Origin of the sequence: Streptomyces rubrogriseus, assembly GCF_027947575.1 — a bacterium.
GTDB lineage: Bacteria > Actinomycetota > Actinomycetes > Streptomycetales > Streptomycetaceae > Streptomyces > Streptomyces rubrogriseus.
The window spans coordinates 7,546,610-7,565,010 of record NZ_CP116256.1; the positions used below are offsets into that span (position 1 = coordinate 7,546,610).

Below are 18,401 nucleotides of genomic sequence, written 5' to 3' on the forward strand. Positions count from 1 at the left end.
AGCATCGGGCGCATGTCATCGGCCACCCATCCCTCCGCGCTGCGCACCTGGTGGGCGCAGCGTCCACCGGCGGCCGGGGCCGCGGTGATGGCGACCGGCATCGTGTCGGTCGCCCTGCATCTGACGGGCCGCGAGGTCCTGTCGCGGATCGCCCTCGCCCTGGCCTGCGCCGCCTGGCTGATACTGGCGGCGAACTTCGTCTACCTGCTGCTGGCCGATCACGCCCAGTGGGTGAAGCGGGCGGGGACGCCGGGGGCGCTCACCGCCGTCGCCGCGACGACCGTGCTCGGCACGCGGTTCTCGCTGCTCGGCTGGACGCTCCTGGCGGCGGTGCTGCTGGCGCTCGCGGCCCTGCTGTGGCCGTGGCTGCTGTTCCTGGTGGTGCAGCACTGGGGGCGGCGGATGCCGGGGGCGGTGTTCCTGGGCTGCGTGGCCACGGAGGGGCTCACCGTGCTCGCCGCCACACTGGCCGCGGCCACCTCGACGCCGTGGCTGGCGCACGCGGCGCTGGTGCCGTTCTGGCTGGGGATCGTGCTCTACCTGATCGCGCTGTTCCGCTTCGACCTGCGGCAGGTGGCCCGGGGTTCCGGGGACCACTGGGTGGCGGGCGGCGCGCTCGCCATCTCCGCGCTCGCCGGTGCCAAGCTGCTCGCGGCGGCCGGGACCGGCATGTACCTGTGGAACGCCGACGACCAGGCCGTCCTGCACGACGTGACCGTCTTGCTGCTCACGCTCGACCTCGCCTGGTACGCCGTGCTCCTGGCCGCCGAGATCGCCTGGCCCCGTCTGCGCTACGACGTGCGCCGCTGGTCGACCGTCTTCCCGCTCGGCATGACGGCTGCGGCGACCCTGTCGGTGGCCGCCGCCGTCGACGTCCCGTGGCTGGACGCGCCCGGCCGGGCGCTGCTGTGGATCGCGGTGGCCGGATGGCTGGCGGTCGCGACGGGAGCGGTCCTCCGGGCCCGCTCCGGGCTGCGGTCCGCGGCAGCGGGCTCCGGGGCGGCGGTCAGGTCCACAGCACCGCGATGAAGACGTTCACCAGGGTCAGCCCGCCCACCAGGCCGAACAGCGGCTTCTCCACCTTCTCCTCGTCGCGCTTCACGTAGACCAGGCCGAGGATCACGATCAGTACGGCGAGCTTCACGCCGATCTTGACGTTGTCGACGGAGTAGTCCTGGGCCTGGTTGAGACCGACCAGGACGGCACCGGTGACCAGCATCGTCAGCGCGCCGTGCAGCATCGCGGGGGTGAACCGGGCCGCGCCCTGGCCCATCGCCTTCATCTGGGTCAGGAAGCCCCCGAGGAGCGAGGCGATACCGATGATGTGCAGGCCGACGAAGAGGTGGATGAGTACGTCCATGAGGCCGGAGCCTAATGAGGGGGCCGACACGCCCGGACACCGGCCCGCCCCGGCACTCCCATAACAGCTCACGTCCCCCACCCGCCCCCGGTCCGGCATATCGGTCATCACCCCGCGTGAAGCCGCCGGGCCTCGGAGGGCTTGCCGATCACATGCGGTCGCCGCCCGATCCCCTGCCGCCACTTCCGTGCATCCCGTCACCGGACCGTTACCGACGCGCCTAGCGTCCTGGCCCAGGCAGCCGGAACGGACCGGAGCCGACCCGGCGCCGCCGGAGTCGAGTCGTACGGAAGGACGTGGATCGCAGGTGGGAACGCACCGCAGGCCGCGACAGCGCGCGAAGGGCGGCGGCAGAGCCCGTACGGCGGCCACGATCACCCTCGCGGGTGCGGCCACCGCGACGGGCCTGGGCGGGACGACCGTGCACGCCGATCCGCAGCCGACGGCGGCGCAGGTCAGGGCCAAGGTGGACAAGCTCTACCAGGAGGCCGAGGTGGCCACGGAGAAGTACAACGGCGCGAAGGAGAAGGCGGACGCCGCCGAACGGCGCCTGGAGGACCTGCGCGACGAGGCCGCCCGCAAGGAGGACCGGCTGAACTCGGCGCGGGAGGCGCTGGGTTCGGTCGCGGCCGCGCAGTACCGCAGCGGCGGCCTCGACCCGGCCCTGCAACTGGCGCTCTCCTCCGAGCCGGACCGGTATCTCGACGGCGCCGCGTTGGCCGAGCGCGCGGGCAGCCGGCAGCAGGCCGAGGTGGGTCGCGTACGCAAGGAACTCCGCGGCATCGAGCAACTGCGCGGCGCCGCCCGCGTCGAGGCGGCCTCGCTGAAGTCGCGCCGGGCCGAGCTGAAACGTCACCGCGAGACCGTCACCGGCAAGCTGGAGAAGGCGCGCCGCCTGCTGTCCCGGCTGACCACCGAGGACCGCGCCGACGTCGGCGACCGGGCCTCCCGCTCGGCGCCGGGCCCCCGGGAGGACCTGTCCCCCTCGTCCCAGGCCCCCAACTCCCGCGCGGCAGCGGCCGTCGCCTACGCCTACCAGAAGCTCGGCAGCCCCTACGTGTGGGGCGCGACCGGCCCGAACGCCTTCGACTGCTCGGGCCTCACCCAGGCCGCCTACCGCGCCGCCGGCATCTCCCTCCCCCGCACCACCTACGCCCAGATCGACACGGGCCGCCGCGTCGCACGGTCCGAACTCCTCCCGGGCGACCTGGTCTTCTTCTACTCCGGCATCAGCCACGTCGGCATCTACGTCGGCGACGGCCGGATGATCCACGCCCCGAACCCGTCGGCCCCGGTCCGCGTCGCCCCGGTCGACGAGATGCCCTTCGCGGGGGCTGCGCGGGTGGCGTGACCCTCCGACCCGGGATGCCCGGAACCGCGGCAAGAGCTACGCCGACAGTCCGACGGCCTCGACACACCTCCGGGGGGAGGGAACCGCATGCGGTCGCCGCCGTCCGTCGGTCACACCAGCCGGCGTGCCGTCGCCCAGCGGGTCAGTTCGTGCCGGTTGGACAGCTGGAGTTTGCGGAGCACCGCGGAGACGTGGGACTCGACGGTCTTGACCGAGATGTAGAGCTGCTTGGCGATCTCCTTGTAGGCGTACCCGCGGGCGATCAGGCGCAGCACCTCGCGCTCGCGCTGGGTGAGGCGGTCGAGGTCCTCGTCGACCGGCGGGGCGTCGGTGGAGGCGAAGGCGTCGAGGACGAAGCCGGCCAGGCGCGGGGAGAAGACGGCGTCGCCCTCCTGGACCCGGAAGACGGAGTTGACCAGGTCCGTGCCGGTGATGGTCTTCGTGACGTAGCCCCGGGCGCCGCCGCGGATGACCCCGATCACGTCCTCCGCCGCGTCCGAGACGGAGAGGGCGAGGAAGCGGACGGGCCGCTCGGTGTCGCTCATCAGGGGGGCGCAGCGGCGCAGTACCTCGACCCCGCCGCCGCCGGGGAGGTGGACGTCGAGGAGGACGACCTCGGGGCGGGTCGCGGTGATGACGGTGACGGCCTGGTCGACGTCGGCGGCCTCGCCCACGACCTCGACCCCGGTCACGGCGGTCTGGCCGATCTCGGCCTGGACGCCGGTGCGGAACATGCGGTGGTCGTCGACGAGCACCACGCGTACGCGGCGCTCCCCCGCGCCGTCACCGGCCGGCTGCGCGGGCCCGGCCGCCTCGCCCGCCCCCGCCGTTCCCGCCGTTCCGTTCGCCTCGGTCGGGTCGCTCATGACGTCTTCTCCGCCCTCTCCATTTCCAGTTCGACCTCCGTGCCGCCGTCCGGCACCGCGCGCAGCCGCGCCGTGCCGCCGTTGCGCTCCATGCGGCCGATGATCGATTCTCTGACGCCCATGCGGTCGGCGGGTATCGAGTCGAAGTCGAAGCCGGGACCGCGGTCCCGGACGGACACGAAGACCGTCCTGCCCTCGACTTCGGCGTAGACCTGTACGGCGCCGCCCTCGCCACCGTACTTGGCCGCGTTCACCATCGCTTCGCGCGCGGCCTGCATCTGTGCGCTGATCCGCTCGTCGAGCGGGCAGTCGCCGACGACGACCACCTCGAGGGGGACGCCGTGCTTGTCCTCGACCTCCGCGGCGTTGCGCTTCACGGCCTCGGCGAGGGTGGTGGGCTCGTCGTCCTCGTCCTTGCCGTTGCCCTCGGGTTTGTAGAGCCAGGAGCGCAGGTCACGCTCCTGGGCCCGGGCCAGGCGGCGCACCTCGCCCGCGTTCTCCGCGTTGCGCTGGATCAGGGTCAGGGTGTGCAGCACCGAGTCGTGGACGTGGGCGGCGACCTCGGCGCGCTCCTGCGCGCGGATGCGCATCAGCCGCTCCTCGGAGAGGTCCTGCGTCATCCGCACCAGGTAGGGCCCGGCGAGGAGGGTTATGCCGACGAGGACGGCCAGGGCCGCCTGGAGGACGGAGCCGAGGTGGGCGGCGGATCCCTGGAGGACGAAGATGCCGGTGACACCGGCCGTCACCAACAGGACGCCGCCCACCGAGCGCAGCAGGGTGACCGTGCGGCGATGGCGACCCACCTCGGCCCAGCGGGCCCGGCGCGCGTTGTCCGCCTGGCGCCAGACGAGGGCGACGCCGGCGCCGACGAGCACGGTCGGCCAGAGGTAGGCCTTGGCGCCGCCGCCCAGGTCGACGTTGCCCACGAAGACCAGCGCGACGACGACCATGAGGAGCAGGGCGACTATCTGGCCCTTGTCCGGTTTGCGCGTGACGAGTCTGCGGCGGCCGTCGGGGCCGGTCTCGGAGGTGACGAGGGACGGCGGCTTCTGTGCCTCCACTCCCCCGACGCCCAGCGGCACGAAGAACCAGAAGGCGGCGTACAGCAGCGCGCCCAGGCCGTCGGCCATGAACAGGCCGACGAAGGCGAACCGGACCCAGACGACGGGCAGCCCGAGATGCCCGGCGAGCCCCCGCGCCACCCCACCGAGCCAGCGTCCGTCGCTGCTGCGGTAGAGCTTGCGCGGCGGCCGCGGTTCGACGACGGGTGCTGCTGCGGCTTCCGGCATGACACCGATATTCACACGGGTGCGGGAGCCGGGGCATCAGGGTCGTTCCCCCACTCGCCCCTGATCTTCGGGCCACGGAAGGCGGCGCGGGGCTCGAACGCTCCCCGGGCACGGAGTCAGGGCCGAAATCAGGGTCCGACCAGGGTCGAACCGGCTGCCGTCACGGCGCCGCGCCCGTCACCATGGACTCATGACCGATCACGAGCACGCCGCGACGGGTCCGGGACCCGGCTCCGGCCCGCGCCCCCCGCGGGGCGCCGGGCCGCAGGATGCCGCGCCCGCCGCGGATGCCGGTGCGGCTAGCCCGGGCGACGCCGGCGGCACGGATGCCCCCGCCCCGCCGCACCGGTTCCGGCGCGACCGGCGGCACAAGTCGCTGGCCGGAGTGTGCGCCGGCCTCGGGCGGCAGTGCGACCTGGACCCGGTGATCTTCCGGATCACACTCGCGGTCCTCTCCGCGACCGGCGGCATCGGCCTGATCTTCTACGGCTTCGCCTGGCTCTTCGTCCCCTACGAGGACGAGGAGGAGAACGAGGTGCGCAAGCTGCTGACCGGCCGGGTGGACGGCCACGCGCTGGCGGCGGTGCTCTTCGCCCTGGTCGGCTGCGGCGTCTTCCTCACCATGCTGCGCAACGGCGGGGTGCTGACCTTCGCCGTCGTCCTCTCCCTGCTCCTCGCGGGCGCCGGGTACTGGTCGCGGCACCGCAGGGCCCCCGAACCGGACCCGCTGTCGGCGCAGGCCGTGGCGGACGCCCCGCCGGAGGCCAAGGCACCGCCGATCATGTACACCTGGCCCTCCTGGTGGCGCGACCCCATCGTCAAGGACGGCACCCACGACGGCGGGACGGGCTACATGTGGGGCCCGCCGGACTCCGCGGAGCGCGACATCGCGGCGGCCGTCAACATCGGCCGCGGCATCCCGGGGCGCCGCGACCGCGCCACCGCGGGCGACCGGCACTCCTGGTCCCCGCAGACCCGCGGCCCCCGCGGCATCGGCGGCTGGGTCTTCCTCCTGGCCCTGCTCGCCGGTTTCCTCGGGACCCGGCTGACCTGGGACGACCACCCGCTCGGCACGAGTCTGCAGACCGGCCTGGCGTGCGCGCTGGCGGTCTTCGGCCTCGGAATCGCGGTCAGTTCCTTCCTCGGGCGCACGGGAGCCGGTTCGATCTTCCTGGCCGTCATCACGGCGGGCCTGCTGGCCGGGTCGGCCGCCGTCCCGGAGAACGTGGGCACCGAATGGGTGCGGACCACCTGGAAGCCCGTGGTGGCCGCCGACGTCCGCGACCAGTACGACCTCGGCACGGGCAGCGGCACCCTCGACCTGTCCCGCCTCGACCTGGCCGAGGGGCAGACGGTGACCACCAGGGCCGACGTGGGCATGGGCCGAATACGGGTCGTCGTGCCGCCGGACGTGACCGTGCGGCTGACGGTCGAGGTGGGGGTGGGCGACATCCAGCTGCCCGGCGACAACGAGAAGGACGTGGACGTGGCACCCGGCAAGCGCAAGGAGATCACCCTGCCCCCCGCCGAGGGCGCCGAGAACTCCGGCACGCTCGACCTCGACCTCCAGGTCGGCGTCGGGCAGGCGGAGGTGTCCCGTGCTGCGTCATAGGTTCCAGCCCGGACGTCTGGTGGCCGGTGTCTTCCTGATGCTGGCCGGCGTCATCTACGCGGGCGACGCGGGCGGTCTCTGGCAGACGCCGTGGTTCGTGGTGGTCCCCGTCGTCAACGGCGGGCTCTGCCTGGCGGCCGTGGTCGGGATGGTGGCCCGGTCCGCGCACCGGCGCCGCGCGGAGCTCCACACGGCGCCGCCGGACGGGACCTAGCGGTACCACCTAGCGGTATCCGCCCGTCCGCCGCCTGCGCCGGGTACGCAGCAGGGCGTCCAGGGACAGCAGCGGGGCGCCCGCGAGGACGAGAGGGAGCCAGGCCATCAGGTAGGCGAGGTCGTTGCCGTAGTAGTAGGGGTCGGAGGCCCAGCTGACGGTCAGCCACAGGCTGAGCGAGATCAGCGCACCGCCCAGCGCCGCCAGGCGCGTGAGCAGCCCGAGCAGGGTGCCGATGCCGACGGCCAGCTCGCCCAGCGCGATGGCGTAGCCGAAACCGGGCGGGTTCTTCAGGGCGAGGTCGACCAGGGCGGGGACGGCCGAGGAGTCCCGCACGGTGCGCATCATGTCGCCGACGGAACCGGCGCCGGAGTCCTTCATGAAGGCGCTGTCGGTCAGCTTGTCCAGTCCGGCGTAGACGAAGGTGACACCGAGGAAGATCCGCAGGGGCAGGAGGGCGTACCGGGCGGCGTGGTCCCGCCAGTCGCCCCCGCTCCCGGGTGAGATGTGCGCATCCGTCCGCATACCGTGCGTCATCACTGCCAGCCGCCTCTCGCCGCGCGTGCCCAGACCCCTCACCAGACCATACGTACGGCACGGCGGCCCGGCTCAACCCTCGGCGCCCGGATTCCCGACACCGGCCCCGACCGGTCGGCGACCGGGGGCGGGCGGGGTGTCAGGGGGTGTCAGTCCGTCACGTCGATCGCGTACCGGTTGGTCTCCACACCCGCGCCCGTGACCACCTGGACGTCCACCCGGCCCGGTTCCACGTCCGCCGGGACGGGGACCGTCAGCAGGTCGTCCGTGGGGTTGCTGAAGCCGCCCGTCACCGGCACCAGGGGGACGTGGACGTTGACCGCGCCGATGCGGACGACCATGCGGGACAGCCGGTCCGCCCGCTGCGCACCCGGCGGCACGAAGCCCGCCCCACGGATCTCGATGTCGTCACCCGTGCGGATCGGCGCGTCCAGGTCACCGGCCTCGCGCGCCCGGACCACGGAGAGGATCACCGGCCGGCCGCCCTCGGCGTACTTCCCAGCCACGTAGGTCGCCGCCGACACCAACACCACCACCGCGAGGCCCCAGGGCAGGTCCGGCAGTTGCTCCGGGCGCCGGGCCAGCCGTACCGCCGCGAACACCAGGGCCACGGTGCTGATCACGACGTACTGGATGTCGGCGAAGGTCCCGCGGCCCGCGTCGTCCGTCAGCAGGTCGGAGGCGCGCGGCCGGTCGGCCCGTACCTTCTGCAGCCGCTGTCCCAGCACCCTGAGGCCGACCACCCGCCGTACCAGGACCGCGATCCCGCAGACCACCGCGAGCACGGTCACCGCGCCGGTGCCGCGGCCGAGTTCGAGACCGGAGATCAGCGCGTCCCGCCGGTCGTGCCCCGAGGCGACGGCCAGTTGCCCGGCGAGCACCAGTACGGCGTAGGCGATGAAGAGGACCCAGGCGGCCGCCACGGCACGGGAGGTGGACAGGCGGTTGTCCTCGCCGATGACCGGCGCCAGCGCCCCGCCCCGGGCCCGGTGGAACCAGGACGCCGCCGTCAGCGCGCCGGCCACCACCAGCGCCGCCCCGAGTCCGGCGGTGCGCGCGGCGGACCAGCCGGTGCCGACCGCGGTGAGCGACTGCCCGAGCAGCAGCAGGACGACAGCGGCCCACACGACGGCCGCCGTACGGCGGCCCAGCGCCGCGAGCCACGCGTCGCCCTCGGCACGGCCGCGTTCGGCGACGGCCTCCGCGGACTGGGTCAGCTCCTCCGAGACCCACTGGCGCGAGGCGGAGGCCGAGTGGGCCACCGCGGCGGGCAGCCCCTGACCGGCCGCGAACTCGTCCCGCCGCAGCAGGAAGGCGGCGACCGCCCGGCGGTGCCCCTCGCGGGCGCCGTGCGGGCAGTCCCCGCAGGTGCAGCCACCGCCGTGCGCCGCCTCGTACGCGTCCCTGTCCGAGCCGCTCCCGCGTCTCGCCTCCTGCACCGCCACGCCCTACGCCCGCCTTCCCGCACCCGCTAAGTCCCTTGGAACGACAGCGAATTGTGCCGTATCCCGCCCCGCGCCCGCGCGCGGCCCCGCGCAACGTCTGCTCAGCGCCGGTGATGCGCGGATCGCCGTGTTGACGCCGCCCCGAGCCGCCTCGGACGCGGTCAGTCGAACAGGTCCGGTTCGCGTCGGGTGACCTCCTGCCACAAGGGCTGGTAGTTGATCCACGCCACCAGGTCGCCGCCGAGCTGCTCCCGGGTCGCCACGGCCTGCCGGTGGCCGATCGGCACCGGCCGCCCCGCCGCCTTCGCCAGCAGCTGCACCTGGCAGGACCGCTCCAGCGACAGGAACCACCAGGCCGCCGCGTCCACGGAGTCGCCGACCGTCAGCAGCCCGTGGTTGCGCAGCACGAGCGCCTTGCCGGAGCCGAGCACCCGTGCGATGCGCCGCCCCTCCTCGGCGTCGACGGCGACGCCCGAGTAGGAGTCGTACAGGGCGTGGTCCTCGTAGAAGGCGCAGCTCTCCTGGGTGATCGGTTCGAGCGGCTCGCCGAGGGCCGACAGGGCGCGCCCGTGCACCGAGTGGCAGTGGGCGACCGCGACCACGTCCGGACGGGCGGCGTGGACCTGGGAGTGCACCGTGAAGGCGGCCTGGTTGACGTGGTGGCCGCCCTCCACCACCTGGCCCTCGGAGTTGACCAGCACCAGATCGCTCACCGTGATGTGCGCGAAGGGCACGCCGAAGGGGTTGACCCAGAAGCAGTCGGTGTACAGGGGGTCGCGGACCGTGATGTGACCGGAGACCCCGTCCTCGAACCCGTGGCGCCCGAAGAGGCGCAGCGCGCCCGCGAGCCGCTCCTTGCGGTGCCGGCGTTCGTCCTCGACCGAGTCGTGCCTGGGCGGCATCGCGAACCGCAGCCGGTCGGTGGGCAGCGGCGGGGGCTCGGCGGCCCCGGGCGTCCCGTGCATGTGTTCTCTGTCCTTCGGCGCCGGTTGTGCCCTACGTGCCGGAAGTTACCGGCGGTGCGGCCGGGAGGACAGGTTCGGGGGCCAATACGCGACAGAGGATGTCGGTTTTGGCGTTCACACTCGGCGTATGACATCAGGCACCCCTGTGAACTGGGCCGGTTTCGCCGCCGCCGAACCGGGCCTGGCCGACACCGTCGAGGCGCGCTTCGGCGCGTACCCGCACCACGTGCTCGCCACCCTCCGCAAGGACGGTTCGCCCCGCACCGCCGGACTGGAGGTGCGGTTCCTCACCGGCGAGCTGTGGCTCGGCATGATGCCGGACTCGCTGAAGGCGCTCGACCTGCGCCGCGACCCGCGCTTCGCACTCCAGGCGAACCCGGGGGACGGCACCGGCATGGGCGGCGGGGACGTGCGGATCACCGGCCGGGCGATCGAGGTCGAGGACCCGCGGACAAAGGCCGGATACGTGCGAGAGGTGGAACCGCCGGAGCCGTTCCACCTCTTCCGCACCGAGCTGACGGAGGTCGTGCGCACCCGCGTCGAGGACGACGAGTACCTCGTCGTCGAGGTCTGGCAGCCCGGCAGACCCCTGCGCACCGTCAGGCGCGCCTGAGGGTCACTCCCACTCGATCGTGCCCGGGGGCTTCGAGGTCACGTCGAGGACGACGCGGTTGACGTCCGTGACCTCGTTGGTGATCCGGGTCGAGATCTTGGAGAGCACCTCGTACGGCAGCCGGGACCAGTCGGCCGTCATGGCGTCCTCGGAGGAGACCGGCCGCAGGACGATCGGGTGGCCGTAGGTGCGGCCGTCGCCCTGGACGCCGACGGAGCGGACGTCCGCGAGGAGCACCACCGGGCACTGCCAGATGTCGCGGTCCAGGCCGGCCGCGGTCAGCTCCTCGCGGGCGATGGCGTCGGCCTCGCGCAGCAGGTCGAGCCGCTCCTTGGTGACCTCGCCGACGATCCGGATGCCGAGGCCCGGGCCCGGGAAGGGCTGGCGCTGGACGATCTCGTCCGGCAGGCCCAGCTCCTGGCCGACCATCCGGACCTCGTCCTTGAACAGCTGGCGCAGCGGCTCGACCAGCTCGAACTCGATGTCGTCCGGGAGCCCGCCCACGTTGTGGTGGGACTTGATGTTGGCGGTGCCGGTACCGCCGCCGGACTCGACCACGTCCGGGTAGAGCGTGCCCTGCACCAGGAAGGCGACCTCGGGGCCCTCCTCCCGCATGATCTCCAGCTGGGCCTGCTCGAAGACCCGGATGAACTCGCGGCCGATGATCTTCCGCTTCTGCTCGGGGTCGGAGACCCCGGCCAGCGCGCCCAGGAACCGCTCGCTGGCGTCCACGACCTTCAGCTGCACGCCGGTCGCGGCGACGAAGTCCTTCTCGACCTGCTCGGTCTCGCCCTTGCGCATCAGGCCGTGGTCGACGTAGACGCAGGTCAGCTGGGAGCCGATGGCCTTCTGGACGAGCGCGGCGGCCACGGCGGAGTCCACGCCGCCGGACAGCCCGCAGATGGCGCGCTTGTCGCCGACCTGCGCGCGGATGGCCGCGACCTGCTCCTCGATGACGTTGCCCGTGGTCCAGTCGGGGCTCAGGCCCGCGCCCCGGTACAGGAAGTGCTCCAGCACCTGCTGCCCGTGCGTGGAGTGCATGACCTCGGGGTGGTACTGGACGCCGTAGAGCTTCTTCTCGTCGTTCTCGAAGGCGGCGACCGGGACGACGTCCGTGGAGCCGGTGACGGTGAAGCCCTCGGGGGCGGCGGAGCAGGCGTCGCCGTGCGACATCCACACCGACTGCTCGGCCGGGGTGCCCTCGAAGAGGGTGGAGGACGGCTTGGAGACGGCCAGCTCGGTGCGGCCGTACTCACGGGCGCCGGAGTTGTCGACGGTGCCGCCGAGGGTCTGCGCCATCAGCTGGAAGCCGTAGCACATGCCGAAGACGGGGACGCCGGCCTCGAACAGGGAGCGGTCCAGGGTGGGGGCGCCCGCCTCGTACACCGACGAGGGGCCGCCGGAGAGGATGATGGCCGCCGGGTTCTTGGCGAGGATCTCCTCGACCGGCATGGAGCTCGGCACGATCTCGCTGTAGACCCGCGCCTCGCGGACACGACGGGCGATGAGCTGGGCGTACTGCGCGCCGAAGTCGACGACCAGGACGGTGTCGGGGGCGGCGGCAGCGGGAGTCGCTGATGACACGGGGTGCCTTCCGGCGGTCGGGCGGGGGGCTTGTGCCCCCGATTCTACCGAGCTGGGCAGGTGGCCCCGACCCCGCCGTGGTCCCGCACCCGTCCACCGGGCGTCCCACCATGCGAACCGGCTCGGACACCGGCTTGGACACGGGCCGCCGCCGGGGCATACTGGGCCCATGCTCAAGCACCAGGCGTTCCTGTTTACCTATGGCAACCGGCCCACCGGCTGCCATGGTCGTGCTGCTTGAGCAACTGACAAGCGACTTCCCAGGCGCCCCGGGCCGACAAGGTCCGGGGCGCCTGGCGTTTGCGGACCGTGCCGGTCCGGGGTGCCGCCACCCTTCGGCGAGGAGCCACCGACATGACCGTCACCGCAGCAGACAAGACCGGCGCCCGCACCCCCGAGGCCGCCGACGTGATCACCGGCGCCCGGGAGCGGATCGACGCCCTGGACGACCGGATCATCGGGCTGATCCAGGAACGGATGGCCGTCTCCGCGGTCATCCAGGAGGCGCGGATCACCTCCGGCGGCCGACGCGTGAACCTCTCCCGCGAGATGGAGGTGCTGGACCACTACCGGGAGGCGCTGGGCAAGCCGGGCACGGCGCTGGCGATGACGATGCTGGAGCTGTGTCGCGGGCGGGTGTGAGGATCGCGACGCGGCCGGGGGGTCGCATCTGAGTTCGGGCCCCTTCTCACCCGTACGGCGCGTGACCGGCACGCGAGCGGCTTCGTTGGTCCCGGTGTCCGTGTCAGCCAGGGGCGGACCCGAAAGAACCACGCGTGGCTCGCTGGAGCGATGAGGCGTACGGATCATGCCGTGCGTCGTGGGACCTCGCTCCAGGAAGTGACCGGACGGCAGGGGACAGCAGCCCGGTCACCCATGAGAACGGCCGGCTCCGGGGACGCCCGGGGCCGGCCGACGGGACGAGTCCCTCATTCGACGCGAGCCCGTCTCCGACGGCGACGCCGCCTCCCCTTCCTGCCTCCCGCGCCCTCCCCCTTCCTGCCTCCCGCGCCCTCCCGAGTGGCACAGGCCACATAAGGATTCTGTGAATGTGGGGACAACCATTCACAGGCTTCGCCGATCAGAACAGGCATGGAGTGGGGACCCGCGCTCGGAGGGGGGTGCGGGTCCGCTACTTCTTCGGCGGCACCGTCGGCATCTCCAGGAACGGCAGGCGCAGCGCGCCGAAGGCCTGCTCCGGAACGGCCGGCGACCGGGGCGCGACGGCGGCCACCCGCTCGTACCCGGCGCCCTGCGCGGGGCGCGGGTCGCTCTCGCCCTTGTTGGGCCAGTACGACATCGCGCGCTCGGCCTGCGCGGTGATGGTCAGGGACGGATTGACGCCGAGGTTGGCCGAGACGGCGGCGCCGTCGACGACCGAGATGCCGGGGTGGCCGTAGAGGCGGTGGTAGGGGTCTATGACGCCGGTCTCGCGGGAGGCGCCTATCGGGCAGCCGCCGAGGAAGTGGGCGGTGAGCGGGGTGCCCATCAGCTCGCCGACGTTGGAGCCGGCGAAGCCGTTGATCTCGGCGGCGAGTGCGGAAGCACCGTCGGTGGCGGCCTTGATCTGCTTGGGGTTGGGCGAGCCGTGGCCCTGGCGCGCGGTGAGCAGGCCCTTGCCGACGCCCGTCGGTTTCAGGTGCGTGGTCAGGGAGTTGTCCAGGGACTGCATGACCAGGCCGATGATGGTCCGCTCGGACCACTTGCGGTTGGAGAGCGACCGCAGGACCAGCAGCGGGTGCTTGGCCGCGTGGCCGAGGAAGCCCAGGACGCGCGAGGCGCCCGAGGCGGTCTGCCCGGCGTAGGGGACCTGGAGGATGGACAGGCCGCCCATCGAGTTGGAGCCCTTGCCGTAACGGACCGGTTCGATGTGGGTGTTGGCGTCCGGGTGGATGGAGGACGTGATGGCGACGCCGCGCGTGAAGTCGGCCCGCGGCTCGCCGGTGGCGTTGCGGTAGCGCCGGTCGTCGGTCTGGGCGCCGACCAGTGCCTCGGAGTTGGTGCGGGTCAGCTCGCCGAGCGCGTCCGACAGGTACGGGAGCTGGCCGCCCGCCTTCATACGGTGCAGCAGGGTCTGGGTGCCGTAGGTGCCGGCGGCCAGGACGACGCGGCGGGCGGTGAAAGTGCGGCCCGCGTCCTTCCCGCGGTTCCCGCGCTTTCCACCCTTGCCGCGCTTCTTGTGGTCGGTGGGGAGCGTGGCGACCGCGAAGCCGCCGCGCGAGTCGTCCGTGACGGAGACGGCCGTGGTCATCGGGTGGACGACGGCACCGGCCTTCTCGGCGAGGTAGAGGTAGTTCTCGTTGAGGGTGTTCTTCGCGCCGTGCCGGCAGCCGGTCATGCACTCGCCGCACTCGTTGCAGGCCTTGCGGTCGGGGCCCGCGCCGCCGAAGTACGGGTCGGGCACCTGCTCGCCCGGCCCGGCCTTCGCCGTGCCGTCGGCGTCCTCGCCGTCGCCGAAGAAGACGCCGACCGGGGCCATGTGGAAGGTGTCGCCGCAGCCCATCCGCTCGGCGGCGGCCTTCAGGTGCACGTCGGAGGGGGTCATCGTCGGGTTGAGCCGGACCCCGAGCATGCGCCGGGCCTGGTCGTAGTACGGCGTCAGTTCCTCGTGCCAGTCGGTGATGCCGCGCCACTGGGGGTCGTCGAAGAAGGGCTTCGGCGGCACGTACAGGGTGTTGGCGTAGTTGAGCGAGCCGCCGCCGACCCCGGCGCCTGCCAGGACCATGACATTCCCGAGCAGGTGGATGCGCTGGATGCCGAACATGCCGAGCTTCGGCGCCCAGAGGTAGTTCTTCAGGTCCCAGGAGTTCTTGGGCAGCGACTCCCGGGTGAAGCGGCGGCCGGCCTCCAGGACGCCGACGCGGTAGCCCTTCTCGGTGAGGCGGAGGGCGGAGACGGAGCCGCCGAAGCCGGATCCCACGACGAGGACGTCGTAGTCGTACCCGTTCTCGTCCCGGGTCTGGACAGAGTTCTCCTGCGACACGTGCTCTCCTCGTTGAGAACGGGCGGTGGTGGGCGTTGGTCGGGCGGGTCAGCGGAAGCGGAACGCCTTCATCAGGCGCAGGCTGCGGCTCATGAACGCCGCGTACTTCTCGTCGTCCATGCCGAGCGAGGGCGCCATCGGCAGCAAGCGCTGGTGGGCGACGGTCTGGGCCTCGGTGTACTTGAGGATGCCCTCGGAGCCGTGCCGGCGGCCGAGGCCGGAGTCCTTCATGCCGCCCATCGGGGACTGCACGCTGCCGTAGGCGGGCGCGTACCCCTCGTTGATGTTGACGGTGCCGGTGCGCAGCCGGGCGGCGACGTCGCGGCCGCGTCGGGCGTCCTTCGTCCAGACCGAGGAGTTCAGGCCGTACGGCGTGGAGTTGGCGTGCTCGACGGCCTCGTCCTCGGTCGTGAAGCGGTAGACGGAGACGACCGGGCCGAAGGTCTCCTCGGCGCACACCGTCATGGGGGCCACGACGCCGTCGAGGATGGTCGGCTCGTAGAAGTACGGGCCTATGTCCGGGCGAGCGACACCACCGGCGACGAGCTTCGCGCCCCGCTCCACGGCGTCCGCCACGTGCGCCTGCACGGTCGCCAGCTGCCGCTCCCCCACCAGCGAGCCCATGTCGGCGCCGTAGGAGAGGGAGGTGCCGAGCCGCATCGCCCTGGTGCGGGCGGCGAAGCGCTCCAGGAAGGCGTCGGCGACGGACTCGTGGACGTAGAGCCGCTCGATGGAGATGCACAGCTGGCCGGCCGAGGAGAAGCAGGCGCGGACGGCGCCCGCCGCGGCCTTCTCGATGTCGGCGTCCTCCAGGACCAGCATGGCGTTCTTGCCGCCGAGTTCCAGGGAGACGCCGACCAGGCGGGCGGCGGCGCCCTGGGCGACCTCGCGGCCGGTGCGGGTGGAGCCGGTGAAGGAGACGTAGTCGGCGTGCTTGACCACCTCGGGGCCGACGACCGGGCCGTCGCCGAGGACGACCTGGAAGACCTCGGCGGGCAGCCCGGCCTCGACGAGCAGGTCACGGGCCCACAGGGCGGTCAGACAGGTCTCGGTGTCGGGCTTCATGACGACCGCGTTGCCCGCGACGAAGGCGGGGAGCGCGTCGCCGACGGACAGCTCCAGCGGGTAGTTCCAGGGGGCTATCTGGCCGACGACGCCGCGCGGGTGGCGCAGCTCGGTGACCTTGGTGAGGGTCGGTACGGCGCCGGTGTGCCGCTTGGGCCGCAGGTACGCCGGGGCCTTGCGGCCGTAGTGCCGGGCGGCGACCGCGACGGCCTGGACCTCCTCGTGGGCGTGCAGGCGGGCCTTGCCGGTCTCCAGCTGGATGAGGTCGAGGACCTCGGCCTGGCGCGCGAGGACCAGGTCGTGGAAGCGCAGCAGGACCGCGGCCCGCTGCCGCACCGGCACCCGCGCCCACACGGCCTGGGCGGCGCGGGCCCGCTCGAAGGCCGCGGCCACGTCCTCGGGCGTCGCCTCGGGCAGGTCGGCCAGCTTCTCGCCGGTGAACGGGGTGTGGTTGGCGGTGCGGCCGGAGCCGGCCACGCCCTTGGTGAGCTGGGCGACCAGCTCGGGCGTGACCACGTCGGCAGCCGTGCGGGCGCCCTCCGGGGTGGGGGCGAGGGGGTTCGTGCCGGTGAGTTCCGGGGCCTGCGCGTCCGTCATGAGCCGCAGGGTATGACGCCGGGCGGGCTTTGTGTACCCGTCGGTAATGGGGATTCACGGTGATTCACCGAGTGCTCACACACCGCCAGTGATCGCTGGCAACAAACCCGCTGATCAGGGCGTTGTGCGAGCGGAGCGCTCAGGTGCCGTCGATGTCCAGATTGGCGACGGCCGTACTGGCCACCTCGCGCCCCCGCGCGGTGAAGTCGCCCTTGCCCGGGTAGCTGACGGTGAGCTTGTACATGTCGCCCGCGGACGTGCGGTAGTAGAAGATCCGCACTTCGCGCGGGCGGGGGTTCTGGCTGTCGGTGGTGGTGTAGACGACCGTGTTCTCGGCGGACTTCCCGCCCCGGTACTCGGTCTCCCTGGGGTCGGTCTTCGGGTTCTCGGGCATGGAGAGGTCGTACGCCCCGCTCTCCTTGAACTTCCCGTCGTCGTCGTACATCTCGGCCGCGGCGGACCCGGCGATGTTGCCCAGGGTGTCCTCCGCCTTCTTGTCCAGGGTCAGGCCGATCCAGACGGCGCCGCTCTCGTCGGTGTAGGTGACCCAGTGCTGGTCGGCCTCCTCGGACACGGTGCGCTTGTAGTCCTCGGGCACCGCCAGGGTCGCGGCGAGCTGCTTCTCGTGCGGGGTGTCCCAACCGTCGGGCAGCGGTCCCGCGAAGGGCTCCGCGAGCAGCAGGTACGAGGCCACCGCCGCCGCGACGACCACCGAACCGAGGGCGATCCACGCGTTGCGGCCCAGCCGGACGCTCCAGCGGGACGCGGGCGCCGCGCCCGGCCCCTCGGGCCCGTCGAGCCGGACCACCTGGGTGGGCGGCGGCGCGGGCTGCGGCGCGGGCGGGTTCGCCGCGGCGTCCAGCAGGGCGCGGACCCGGGCGGCGTCCGGACGGCGCGCCGGGTCCTTGTCCAGCAGGCCCGTGATCACCTCGGCCAGCGGGCCCTGCGCGGAGGCGGGCGGCGCGGGCGTGGCGTTGAGCACCGACTGGAGCGTGGCGGGGGTGTTGCTGCGGCGGAACGGCGAGACGCCCTCCGTCGCGGCGTACAGCACCACGCCAAGGGACCACAGGTCGCTCGCCGGGCCGGGGCGCTGGCCCAGCACCCGCTCCGGGGCGATGTACTCGGGCGAGCCGACGAAGCCGCCGGTGTCGGTCAGGCTGGTCTCGCCCTCGATCTGGGCGATGCCGAAGTCGGTGAGGACGACCCGGTCGTGCCGGCCGAGCAGGACGTTGTCCGGCTTCACGTCCCGGTGCAGGACTCCGGCGGCGTGCGCGGCCTCCAGCGCGCCGAGCACCTCGAGGCCGATCCGGGCGGCCTCGCGGGCGCTCAGGGTGCCCTCCTGGAGGGCGTCGCCGAGCGAGCGTCCGCGCACGAGTTCCATCACGATCCACGGCTGGTCGTCCACGACCGCCACGTCGTGCACGTCGACCACCGCGGGGTGGTCGAGCCGGGCGGCGGCGCGCGCCTCGCGGCGCATCCGCTCGAAGGCGTTGGCGCGTTCGCGTTCGGTAAGGTGGTCGGGGACGCGGGGCTCCTTGACGGCGACCTCGCGGTCGACGGTCTCGTCCTTCGCCCGCCAGACGGTGCCCATGCCGCCGTGCCCGAGCTTCGCGATCAGCCGGTAGCGGCCGGCGATCAGCCGCCCGGCACCCGGCTCCGGGACCGCGGCCGCGGGAGTGGCCGCCGGGGCCGCCGGAGGTGCCGCCGCAGGAGTGGACGACGGGGACTGCGACCGCGACGGTACGACCTGGGTCGGTGTCGCGTACGGATTGCCGGGATGCGGCACCGCGGCCGGCCGGTTCGGCGGTTGCAGGTCAAAACTCGTCGGCTCGTCCGCCCCACTGCGGGGCCCCCCGTTGCTGCTCATGCGTCCATCCATATCGCGCCGGACGTGCCCCTTTCCACCGCGGATGCCCGGTG

The 18,401-nt window shown here is 72.9% G+C and carries 16 protein-coding genes; 6 read left to right on the top strand and 10 right to left on the bottom strand.

What is annotated here, in order from left to right:
- Window positions 1-12 precede the first annotated feature (12 nt).
- Entirely contained in the window at window positions 13-1,029 is a 1,017-nt protein-coding gene (locus Sru02f_RS33805) for a tellurite resistance/C4-dicarboxylate transporter family protein (protein WP_109034324.1), read from the top strand.
- On the opposite strand, the gene Sru02f_RS33810 is transcribed toward Sru02f_RS33805, so the two are convergent.
- Complete coding sequence (locus tag Sru02f_RS33810) at window positions 1,007-1,360, bottom strand: hypothetical protein (protein WP_109034322.1); 354 nt, start codon at window positions 1,358-1,360, stop codon at window positions 1,007-1,009. The genes Sru02f_RS33805 and Sru02f_RS33810 overlap by 23 nt on opposite strands.
- 307 nt (window positions 1,361-1,667) lie before the next feature.
- Between Sru02f_RS33810 and Sru02f_RS33815 the strand changes: the two genes are divergently transcribed.
- Complete coding sequence (locus Sru02f_RS33815) at window positions 1,668-2,711, top strand: C40 family peptidase (RefSeq protein ID WP_109034320.1); 1,044 nt, start codon at window positions 1,668-1,670, stop codon at window positions 2,709-2,711.
- A 110-nt stretch (window positions 2,712-2,821) separates the two neighbouring features.
- Here Sru02f_RS33815 and Sru02f_RS33820 read toward each other — a convergent pair whose 3' ends face one another.
- Window positions 2,822-3,577 (bottom strand): LuxR C-terminal-related transcriptional regulator, encoded by a 756-nt coding sequence (locus tag Sru02f_RS33820; RefSeq protein ID WP_109034319.1) that lies wholly within the window; start codon window positions 3,575-3,577, stop codon window positions 2,822-2,824.
- The gene (locus Sru02f_RS33825; protein ID WP_003974180.1) at window positions 3,574-4,866 is read right to left on the bottom strand and encodes an ATP-binding protein; all 1,293 of its coding nucleotides are present in this window, start codon (window positions 4,864-4,866) and stop codon (window positions 3,574-3,576) included. Before Sru02f_RS33825 ends, Sru02f_RS33820 begins: the two co-directional genes overlap by 4 nt.
- A gap of 190 nt (window positions 4,867-5,056) precedes the next feature.
- On the opposite strand from Sru02f_RS33825, the gene Sru02f_RS33830 reads away from it, so the two are divergent.
- Window positions 5,057-6,478, top strand: a complete 1,422-nt coding sequence (locus Sru02f_RS33830; protein ID WP_373103648.1) for a PspC domain-containing protein — start codon at window positions 5,057-5,059, stop codon at window positions 6,476-6,478.
- On the top strand, window positions 6,465-6,692 hold the full coding sequence (locus tag Sru02f_RS33835; RefSeq protein ID WP_109034316.1) for a hypothetical protein: 228 nt from the start codon (window positions 6,465-6,467) through the stop codon (window positions 6,690-6,692). The genes Sru02f_RS33830 and Sru02f_RS33835 overlap by 14 nt, the downstream gene beginning before the upstream one ends.
- A 9-nt stretch (window positions 6,693-6,701) precedes the next feature.
- Here the strand turns inward: Sru02f_RS33835 and Sru02f_RS33840 are convergent, their stop codons facing one another.
- From Sru02f_RS33840 to Sru02f_RS33850, 3 genes are all read right to left on the bottom strand, one after another.
- Window positions 6,702-7,229, bottom strand: a complete 528-nt coding sequence (locus tag Sru02f_RS33840; protein ID WP_164272174.1) for a DoxX family membrane protein — start codon at window positions 7,227-7,229, stop codon at window positions 6,702-6,704.
- A 149-nt stretch (window positions 7,230-7,378) separates the two neighbouring features.
- On the bottom strand, window positions 7,379-8,674 hold the full coding sequence (locus tag Sru02f_RS33845) for a hypothetical protein (protein WP_109034313.1): 1,296 nt from the start codon (window positions 8,672-8,674) through the stop codon (window positions 7,379-7,381).
- 161 nt (window positions 8,675-8,835) lie between these two features.
- Window positions 8,836-9,639 carry a class II aldolase/adducin family protein gene (locus Sru02f_RS33850; RefSeq protein WP_109034311.1) on the bottom strand — a complete coding sequence of 268 codons (804 nt, stop codon included), beginning with the start codon at window positions 9,637-9,639 and terminating at the stop codon, window positions 8,836-8,838.
- Between the two features lie 127 nt (window positions 9,640-9,766).
- Between Sru02f_RS33850 and Sru02f_RS33855 the strand changes: the two genes are divergently transcribed.
- Complete coding sequence (locus Sru02f_RS33855; protein ID WP_174855182.1) at window positions 9,767-10,252, top strand: pyridoxamine 5'-phosphate oxidase family protein; 486 nt, start codon at window positions 9,767-9,769, stop codon at window positions 10,250-10,252.
- A gap of 3 nt (window positions 10,253-10,255) precedes the next feature.
- Here the strand turns inward: Sru02f_RS33855 and guaA are convergent, their stop codons facing one another.
- Entirely contained in the window at window positions 10,256-11,836 is a 1,581-nt protein-coding gene (gene guaA, locus Sru02f_RS33860) for a glutamine-hydrolyzing GMP synthase (protein WP_109034307.1), read from the bottom strand.
- A 354-nt stretch (window positions 11,837-12,190) separates the two neighbouring features.
- On the opposite strand from guaA, the gene Sru02f_RS33865 reads away from it, so the two are divergent.
- Window positions 12,191-12,478 (top strand): chorismate mutase, encoded by a 288-nt coding sequence (locus tag Sru02f_RS33865; protein ID WP_162495231.1) that lies wholly within the window; start codon window positions 12,191-12,193, stop codon window positions 12,476-12,478.
- A gap of 490 nt (window positions 12,479-12,968) precedes the next feature.
- On the opposite strand, the gene Sru02f_RS33870 is transcribed toward Sru02f_RS33865, so the two are convergent.
- The 3 genes from Sru02f_RS33870 to Sru02f_RS33880 all read right to left on the bottom strand — a co-directional run bounded on the left by Sru02f_RS33870 (window position 12,969) and on the right by Sru02f_RS33880 (window position 18,348).
- On the bottom strand, window positions 12,969-14,819 hold the full coding sequence (locus Sru02f_RS33870; RefSeq protein WP_109034306.1) for a GMC oxidoreductase: 1,851 nt from the start codon (window positions 14,817-14,819) through the stop codon (window positions 12,969-12,971).
- Between the two features lie 48 nt (window positions 14,820-14,867).
- Window positions 14,868-16,481 carry a succinic semialdehyde dehydrogenase gene (locus Sru02f_RS33875; protein WP_109034304.1) on the bottom strand — a complete coding sequence of 538 codons (1,614 nt, stop codon included), beginning with the start codon at window positions 16,479-16,481 and terminating at the stop codon, window positions 14,868-14,870.
- 139 nt (window positions 16,482-16,620) lie between these two features.
- Window positions 16,621-18,348: a serine/threonine-protein kinase gene (locus Sru02f_RS33880; protein WP_244941923.1), complete on the bottom strand. Its 1,728-nt coding sequence runs from the start codon at window positions 18,346-18,348 to the stop codon at window positions 16,621-16,623.
- Window positions 18,349-18,401 lie beyond the last annotated feature (53 nt).

Bases quoted from the DNA above. Each gene is read 5' to 3' on its own strand.
- Sru02f_RS33805 (WP_109034324.1), top strand. From the start codon at position 13: ATGTCATCGGCCACCCATCCCTCCGCGCTGCGCACCTGGTGGGCGCAG.
- Sru02f_RS33810 (WP_109034322.1), bottom strand. From the start codon at position 1,360: ATGGACGTACTCATCCACCTCTTCGTCGGCCTGCACATCATCGGTATC.
- Sru02f_RS33820 (WP_109034319.1), bottom strand. From the start codon at position 3,577: ATGAGCGACCCGACCGAGGCGAACGGAACGGCGGGAACGGCGGGGGCG.
- Sru02f_RS33825 (WP_003974180.1), bottom strand. From the start codon at position 4,866: ATGCCGGAAGCCGCAGCAGCACCCGTCGTCGAACCGCGGCCGCCGCGC.
- Sru02f_RS33830 (WP_373103648.1), top strand. From the start codon at position 5,057: ATGACCGATCACGAGCACGCCGCGACGGGTCCGGGACCCGGCTCCGGC.
- Sru02f_RS33840 (WP_164272174.1), bottom strand. From the start codon at position 7,229: ATGACGCACGGTATGCGGACGGATGCGCACATCTCACCCGGGAGCGGG.
- Sru02f_RS33850 (WP_109034311.1), bottom strand. From the start codon at position 9,639: ATGCACGGGACGCCCGGGGCCGCCGAGCCCCCGCCGCTGCCCACCGAC.
- Sru02f_RS33855 (WP_174855182.1), top strand. From the start codon at position 9,767: ATGACATCAGGCACCCCTGTGAACTGGGCCGGTTTCGCCGCCGCCGAA.
- Sru02f_RS33865 (WP_162495231.1), top strand. From the start codon at position 12,191: ATGACCGTCACCGCAGCAGACAAGACCGGCGCCCGCACCCCCGAGGCC.
- Sru02f_RS33875 (WP_109034304.1), bottom strand. From the start codon at position 16,481: ATGACGGACGCGCAGGCCCCGGAACTCACCGGCACGAACCCCCTCGCC.
- Sru02f_RS33880 (WP_244941923.1), bottom strand. From the start codon at position 18,348: ATGAGCAGCAACGGGGGGCCCCGCAGTGGGGCGGACGAGCCGACGAGT.